This window comes from Actinocrinis sp., assembly GCF_035650855.1.
GTDB lineage: Bacteria > Actinomycetota > Actinomycetes > Streptomycetales > Catenulisporaceae > Actinocrinis.
In genome coordinates this window covers 1-7,434 of sequence record NZ_DASRGV010000101.1, presented here as the reverse complement: position 1 = coordinate 7,434, position 7,434 = coordinate 1, and the positions used below count along the sequence as shown (strand labels likewise).

At 68.9% G+C, this 7,434-nt stretch carries 7 protein-coding genes; 3 read left to right on the top strand and 4 right to left on the bottom strand.

Features of this window, described 5'->3' with window-relative positions:
• The coding region (locus tag VFB40_RS08090; protein WP_324848678.1) for a sensor histidine kinase at window positions 1-534 on the top strand (534 nt) is incomplete at its 5' end.
• Window positions 535-604: 70 nt separating this feature from the next.
• Window positions 605-2,245 carry a S1C family serine protease gene (locus tag VFB40_RS08085; protein ID WP_324848677.1) on the top strand — a complete coding sequence of 547 codons (1,641 nt, stop codon included), beginning with the start codon at window positions 605-607 and terminating at the stop codon, window positions 2,243-2,245.
• 98 nt (window positions 2,246-2,343) lie between these two features.
• Here the strand turns inward: VFB40_RS08085 and VFB40_RS08080 are convergent, their stop codons facing one another.
• Both VFB40_RS08080 and VFB40_RS08075 read right to left on the bottom strand, forming a co-directional pair.
• The gene (locus VFB40_RS08080) at window positions 2,344-3,036 is read right to left on the bottom strand and encodes a prenyltransferase/squalene oxidase repeat-containing protein (RefSeq protein WP_324848676.1); all 693 of its coding nucleotides are present in this window, start codon (window positions 3,034-3,036) and stop codon (window positions 2,344-2,346) included.
• 265 nt (window positions 3,037-3,301) lie between these two features.
• Window positions 3,302-4,879, bottom strand: coding sequence for an MFS transporter (locus tag VFB40_RS08075; protein WP_324848675.1), 1,578 nt, complete (start codon window positions 4,877-4,879; stop codon window positions 3,302-3,304).
• An 83-nt stretch (window positions 4,880-4,962) separates the two neighbouring features.
• Here VFB40_RS08075 and VFB40_RS08070 point away from each other — a divergent pair, with 83 nt between their 5' ends.
• Window positions 4,963-5,553 carry a TetR/AcrR family transcriptional regulator gene (locus VFB40_RS08070; protein WP_324848674.1) on the top strand — a complete coding sequence of 197 codons (591 nt, stop codon included), beginning with the start codon at window positions 4,963-4,965 and terminating at the stop codon, window positions 5,551-5,553.
• 22 nt (window positions 5,554-5,575) lie between these two features.
• On the opposite strand, the gene VFB40_RS08065 is transcribed toward VFB40_RS08070, so the two are convergent.
• Together VFB40_RS08065 and VFB40_RS08060 are read right to left on the bottom strand one after the other, a co-directional pair.
• Window positions 5,576-5,938: a DUF488 domain-containing protein gene (locus VFB40_RS08065; RefSeq protein ID WP_324848673.1), complete on the bottom strand. Its 363-nt coding sequence runs from the start codon at window positions 5,936-5,938 to the stop codon at window positions 5,576-5,578.
• A gap of 136 nt (window positions 5,939-6,074) precedes the next feature.
• The coding region (locus tag VFB40_RS08060; RefSeq protein ID WP_527249188.1) for a ribonucleotide reductase barrel domain-containing protein at window positions 6,075-7,434 on the bottom strand (1,360 nt) is incomplete at its 5' end.

Sequence of the window (7,434 nt, the reverse complement as noted above, 5' to 3'; positions counted from 1 at the left end):
CATGCGATCGAGCAGATCGACTTCGCCGAGGTTGTTGAACACGCCGTCGAACGCGTTAAGCGCCGCGCTCCGTCGCTTACATACGACGTGCACCTGAACCCGTGGTACCTAGAAGGCGATCCCGCGGCGCTGGAGCGCGCGGTAACGAACCTATTGGATAACGCAGCGAAGTGGTCACCGCCCGACGGCACGGTAACCGTCAGCCTGCGTGAAGGCGCGCTCCAGGTCGCCGACGAGGGCCCTGGCATCGCAGAGGAAGACCTCGCTCACGTCTTCGAGCGTTTCTACCGCTCCCCCGAAGCACGCACCATGCCCGGATCCGGACTCGGCCTCGCGATTGTCCGTCAGGTAGCCGAAAACCACGGCGGGCGAGTCGCCGCGGCGCGCGCGCCCGGCGGCGGCGCGCTGCTCGGCGTCTGGCTGCCGGGTGAAGGCGCCGATCCGTCGCTCGACGCCCCGACCATCACCGCGCTGCCGCCGGCGGCCGCTCCAAGCGGCTCACACGGCGGGCCGGGCGCACCTGAGACTAACTAGTCTCAACTCCATAACCAGTTCTGCACGCCGTCTCAGCCGCATCTCAGACTGAGGGAAGAAAGTTAGAGCCATGACCGAGACGCCTGACAACCGCGCGACCCACCCGGCGGACGACTCCACCGGCTCAGCGACCGGATACGAGCCGCCGGCGCCCGCAGCACCCTCCGACGCGACCACTGGGACTTCCGAGTCACGCCCCCAGTACGAGTCGCCGTCGCCCTATGCGCAGCAGGCCGAGTCAGCCGTTCCCGAGCCCACGCGGCCTGTGGAGCCCGCGCCGAGTCAGGCGCCGCAGAACCCGCCGCAGGCCTCCGCGCCGATACCGGCGTCCGAGGCTGGCCGGGAGCAGCCGACTCAGGTGATCAACCAGCCGCTCGGATCGCCCGCCGGACCCGCGCCGCTGCCGGCCGCACCGGTCTGGGGCGCGCCTCAGCAGCCGCAGCCTCAGCCGCAGCATCAGGGCTGGGGCGGCGCGAGCGCTCCGACCGGCGCCGGCGCTCCCCCGCAGCCGAACTGGGCGATGCCCGCCCCGACCGGCCTGCCGCCGTACGGCTCGCCGGAGTCCGCGAACGGCGGCCCGGAGCGTAAGCGCCCGGTAGCGAAGCTGGCCCTGGTCACCGCGGTACTCGCCGGCCTGATCGGCGGCGGCCTCGGCGCCGGAATCACCTACGCGGTCACCGGGAACAACACGACCACGACCTCGTCCCTGGCGGGTTCCACCAACAACACCACCTCGAGCGGCCTCAACACCGGCTCGGCCAACGCCAACCAGGTGACCGCCGCCGCCGCCAAGATCCTGCCGTCCGTCGTGACGATCTCGGTGACCGCCTCGGACGGCACCGGCGACGAGGGCAGCGGGATCATCATCTCCTCCAACGGCGAGATCCTGACCAACAACCACGTCGTCGCGGCCGCCGCCACCTCGGGCGACAGCATGACGGTGACCTTCGGCAGCGGAAAGATCACCCCGGCGAAGATCGTCGGCCGGGACGAGGCCAGCGACCTCGCGGTCATCCAGGCGAGCGGGGTCAGCGGACTGACCGCGGCCACCCTCGGCGACTCCTCGAGCCTCGCGGTCGGCCAGAACGTCGTCGCGATCGGCGCTCCGCTGGGTCTGTCCAACACCGTGACCACCGGCATCATCTCGGCGCTGAACCGCCCGGTGCTGCCGTCCAGCGACACCAGTTCGCAGAGCTCGACCAACTCGGTGCTCGACGCGATCCAGACCGACGCCTCGATCAACCCGGGCAACTCCGGCGGACCGCTGGTGAACCTGAACGGCGACGTCATCGGGATCAACTCGGCGATCGCCACCGCGAGCTCCGGCGGCCTCGGCGGCTCCTCGCAGAGCGGCTCGATCGGCCTCGGCTTCGCGATACCGGTCAACCAGGCCAAGTGGATCGCCAACGAGCTGATCACGAACGGCAAGGCGACGCACTCGCTGCTCGGCGTCAGCGTCACCGACCCGGGCCAGACGGCGACCCAGGCCGGCGCCGTGGTGAAGTCGGTGACCTCCGGCGGCGCCGCGGACAAGGCCGGGATCAAGGTCGGCGACGTGGTCACCAAGGTCGACGATCAGCAGGTCAACAGCGCCGACTCGCTCGTGGCCGCGATTCGCTCCTACAAGCCCGGGACGCCCGTGACGCTCACCTACGTGCGAAACGGCCAGACCTCGACGACGCAGGTAACGCTGACCGCAGCCTCATCCTGACCTGACGCTCCATCCGACTGACCGCTAGCTATCGAATACCGACGACGTAAGGGCACGGCTCCGCGCACGCGGGCCGTGCCCTTACCTCTGGGCTATGCCTAAGCCCTTAGGAGCACACGGCACGCGGTAATCGACACGGCGACGGACGGTTCGCCATCGTCTCCCGGCCATGAACCGTCAGATGCCTGAAGCGCTATGAGGCGAGCGACGATGCGCCGCGTCCAGCGATCGCCGCGCGGCGTGTTCGAACCGAACTGGACCAGATCAGCAGCGGTAAGCCCGTCGAAGCTTCGGCCGACCACATCCAACAGCCGCCGTGCGGCCAGGTCGCGACCGGCGACCCGCAGTACCCGTGCGCCGAGCCAGTGTGCGACGAGGGGGCCGGGCAGCCGGCCGTGCGGGTCGAGCGACCATTCGAGCGCCTGGGCGGCCTGCTCGATCGCGCGCTGCGGGCCGGAGTAGGCGATGAGCGTGCGCGCACAGTTCCCGGTGAGGTACACGCGGGCGGCGGCCGAGCCCGGCATGAGTGCGTCGGGGGTGCGGTGGCTTGGTCCTTCCCGCCACGTCCCGTCGTCCAGTTGCGTCGAAGTGAGAAAGGCGAGCGCCGCCGGAATGTCGACGGCGGGCGGCGGCGAGCTGAAGTCGGAGAGCAGGTCGAGCATGTGGCACGTGGCGTCGAGACTGGAGGCGCCTTCGGACCACGCCGCCGGCCAGCCGCCGTCGATATTCTGCGGCGGCTCCGGCGCTGCCGGAATGCCGGTTTGCTCAGATTTCCGGTTCGTCGCGGCCAACAGCGCGGAAAAGCGGTCTAGATCGAAGGGTCCCCCGTGACCCTGAATGTAGTCCGCGGCCCGGTCGATCGCTCCGGACGCGCTCTCGGGTGTCTCACTCACACGCTGACGTTACCGAGAGCTGGCGTTCGTATGGTCACCGGCTAATAACGAAAGCCGGACCGAAGACGATTCGGCGGCCACGGGAACACGTTCCGTGGCCGCCGAATGCGAGGTATATCAAAGTTATTCGCTTGCCGGAGGGCCGGTTCTCTCGTGCACCGAATCAGAATGCGGATCCGATCAGCTCCGGGCTTTCCGCCTCATTCTCCTGCGATTGTGCGGTTTCGATGCGCAGTCCGCGCAGGAACGTCACGGTCATCGCGGCCGCCGCCAGCATCAGCACCGCCGCACCGATTGCCGCCACGTTCATCCCGTGTGCGAACGCATCCCGCGCTGCGGTAAGCAGCGAACCGCCAGTGTGGCCGGGCAGTTGGTGGGACACGGTTACCGCACCGCCGAGCGTGTCGCGTGCGGTGCTCAGGACTCCTGACGGCAGTCCGTGCGGAGCCTTAGACGCTAGGTCCGATCGGTAAATCGCGGCGCCGATGCTTCCAAGCACTGCCATGCCCAACGCACCGCCGAACTCAGTGCCCGTCTCGACCACAGCCGCCGCTGCCCCGGCCCGCTCGGGCGGTACCGCACCCATGATCAGCTCGCCGCCGATCGTCATGACCATGACGAGCCCGCTGGCGTAGATGCCCGCGCCGACCAGTACGACCCAGATGTGGGACTGCGCGTGGAGCTGAGTGAGCATGCAGAATCCGGCGCAGCCGAGCAGGAATCCGGCTCCCGCGATGTACGCCCTGTCGAAGTGCTGCACGAGGGCGCCCGTGAGCGGGGCTATGGCACCTATACCGAGCGAAGGGACGAGCGACCAGAGCGCGGCGGTCATCGGGCTCATGCCCATCACGGATTGCAGGTACTGCGTGGTGAAGATGGCGAAGCCGACGATGGCGAACATCGCGATGGCGTTCATCAGCACCGAGCCGGTGAAGCCTCGGCTGCGAAACAGCTTCAGGTCGATCATCGGGTGATCACTGCGCACCTGGCGTAGCAGGAAGAGGCCGCCGACGACGATCCCGGCCGCGATGTAGGCCGAGCGCTCGGCGGACACTCCGTTGGCCGCGATCTCCTTGATGCCGTAGATCACCGGCAGCACCGCGCCGAGGGAGAGCAGCGAGCCGAGCAGGTCGAACCGGCCGGCCCGCGGCGCGCGGAACTCGGGCACCAGCGCCGGGGCGAGCGTCAGCAGCATGAGCATGAACGGGACGTTGATCAGGAAGACCGAGCCCCACCAGAAGTGGCCGAGCAGGAAGCCGCTGAGCACCGGGCCGAGTGCGATTCCGCCGGTGGTTGCGCCGGTCCAGATCGCGATGGCGGTGCGGCGCTGCTTCTCGTCGTGGAACATGTTGCGGATCAGCGCGAGCGTCGAGGGCATCAGGGTCGCGCCGGCCACGCCGAGTACCGCGCGTGTCGCGATGAGCTGTCCGGCGGAGTGCGAGTAGGCGGCGCCGAGCGAGGCCAGGCTGAACGAGGCCGCGCCGATGAGCAGCAGCCGGCGCCGGCCGATCCGGTCGCCCAGCGAGCCCATGGTGATCAGCAGCCCTGCCAGCACGAACCCGTACACGTCGAAGATCCACAGCTGCTGGGTGCTGCTCGGTTCCAGGTCCCGGCTGATGAACGGGACGGCGAAGTAGAGGACGGAGACGTCCATCGAGACCAGCAGGAGCGGCAGCAGCAGCACCCCGAGCCCGATCCATTCCCTGCGTCCGGCCCGCGGGCCGCTCGGCGTAGTCGTCATGCCGGGAACTGTACAAGCGTCTAATACGTCTGTCTAGTACAACTGTGCAAGACGCTCGTCCAAGGCCGGAGTATGCTCGGGACATGGGAAATCGCGAGGATCTGCTCGAGGGCGCGAAGCGCTGTCTGCTCGAGAAGGGGTACCGGGCCACCACCGCCCGCGACATCGCGGCGGCCTCCGGGGTGAGCCTGGCGGCCATCGGCTACCACTTCGGCTCCAAAGAGGCGCTGATGAACCAGGCGGTCTACGAGGCCGTAGGCGAGTGGAGCGAGGGCTTCGAGGAGGCCTTGGCCGCGGTGGACCCGAAGGCCAGCGTGCTGGACCGGATCGAGACCCTGTGGACGCACATGGTGGCCTCGTTCGAGAGCAACAAGCCGCTGTGGCGCGCTCAGCTGGAGCTCATCGTCGAGTTCGATCGGAACCCGGAACTGCGCGCGTTCTTCGCGCGGATCCAGCCGGAGGCGCACCTGGGCCTGTCCCAGTTGTTCCCGGGGGCCGACCCCTCGTCCGACGAGAAGGCGAGGATGCAGATCGGCAAGCTGTACCACGCGATTCTGATCGGCGTGATGGCCCAGTACGCCATCGACCCGGAAACGGCACCGTCAGGGCACGATTTGGCGGAGGCGCTGCGCATGATCGCGGCGCACATCCAGCCAAAGGACGCAGAGCGCTGAGGTAACCGCGACGAAGGGTGCGTTACTTGCGCTTGAGCTGCTTAAGCAGCACGGGCACGTGGCTGTGTTCGACGTCCTTCGTGGCGGTCAGCAATGTGACGGTGTGCTTTGCCGCCCGAGCGCGTAGCTCGTCCAGTTTCTTGCTCTGATCCGGCCCGTCGAGTTCGGCCGTGTACCGATCGGCGAACTCCTCGCGGCGCTCGTCCGGCGCCTCGTGGAACCATTTGCGCAGCTCGTTGGAGGGCGCGGCGTCCTTCGCCCACTCGTCGAGCGCGGCCCGCTCCTTGCTGACACCGCGCGGCCACAGTCGGTCGACGAGCACGCGCTCGCCGTCCTGCGGCGAGGGGTCGTCATGCACGCGCTTGATCCGGAACCCACCGGCCATCGCTCACCTCCGCAAACGCGACGGGGGAATCGGCGTGTCACCGATTCCCCCGTCCACGGGACTTCACACTCGGGCCATACCCGTACCCGAGTTCAGCGGCGTCGGTGGCGGCCTAGCGCGGCCGCCGCCTGGGCCGTCAGCTGCAGCCGCTGGTGGAGCCGCAGCCCTCGCAGGCGTAGCAGCTGCCGGCCGGGCGCATCTTGGTGCCGCAGTTGAGGCACAGCGGGGCGTCGGCGGCGTGGCCGAGCTTGGCCTCAAGCACCTCGACCGAGGAGCCGGCGCCGGAGGGGGCGCGGCGGGCGCTGGCCTCGGCCTGCGCCGCGGAGTCGTGGTCCTTGGCCGGGGCGGGCTTGGCCTCGGCCGACTTCGGGGCGCGCTCCTCTATCGGCGCGGACTGGGCGATCTCGGTGAGGTCGGCGTCCTCGTCCGGCAGGTAGGAGCCGGTCTCCACCTGGCGCTGGCGCTCGGTGGCCGAGTAGATGCCGTAGTCGGCGCGCACGTCGAAGGGCAGGTAGTCCAGGGCCAGGCGGCGGAAGATGTAGTCCAGGATCGACTGCGCCATCCGCACGTCCGGGTCGTCGGTGAGGCCGGCCGGCTCGAAGCGCATGTTGGTGAACTTCGAGACGTAGGTCTCCAGCGGCACGCCGTACTGCAGGCCCACCGAGATGGCGATGGAGAAGGCGTCCATCATGCCGGCCAGCGTCGAGCCCTGCTTGGACATCTTCAGGAACAGCTCGCCCAGGCCGTCGTCCGGGTAGGAGTTGGCGATCATGTAGCCCTCGGCTCCGCCCACCGCGAACGAGGTGGTGCGGCCCGGGCGGTTCTTCGGCAGGCGGCGGCGGACCGGGCGGTGCTCCGTGTCGGTCGCGTCAGCGCTGTGCGCCGGGGCGGGGGCCGCCTGCTGGGCGGCGGAGGCCGCGGCCGCCGCGGCGCGCTTCGCGCCCTTGGCGTCCTGCAGCGGCTGGCCGACCTTGCAGTTGTTGCGGTAGATCGCCAGCGCCTTGAGGCCGAGCTTCCAGCCCTGGAAGTAGATCTCCTCGATCTCCTCCACGGTGGCCGACTCCGGCATGTTCACGGTCTTGCTGATCGCGCCGGAAAGGTGCGGCTGGATCGCCGCCATCATCTTGACGTGGCCCATCGGCGCGATCGAACGCTCGCCCATCGCGCAGTCGAAGACCTCGTAATGCGCCTGCTTGAGGCCGGGGGCGTCGACCACGTGGCCGTGCTCGGCGATGTATTCGACGATCGCCTCGACCTGCTCCTCGTGGTAGCCGAGCTTGCGCAGCGCGCGCGGGACCGTGTTGTTCACGATCTGCATCGAGCCGCCGCCGACCAGCTTCTTGAACTTGACCAGTGCCAGGTCGGGCTCGACGCCGGTCGTGTCGCAGTCCATCATCAGGCCGATCGTGCCGGTCGGCGCGAGGACGCTCGCCTGCGAGTTGCGCCAGCCGTTGCGCTCGCCGACCTCGAGGTTGCGGGCCCACTGTGCGGTCGCC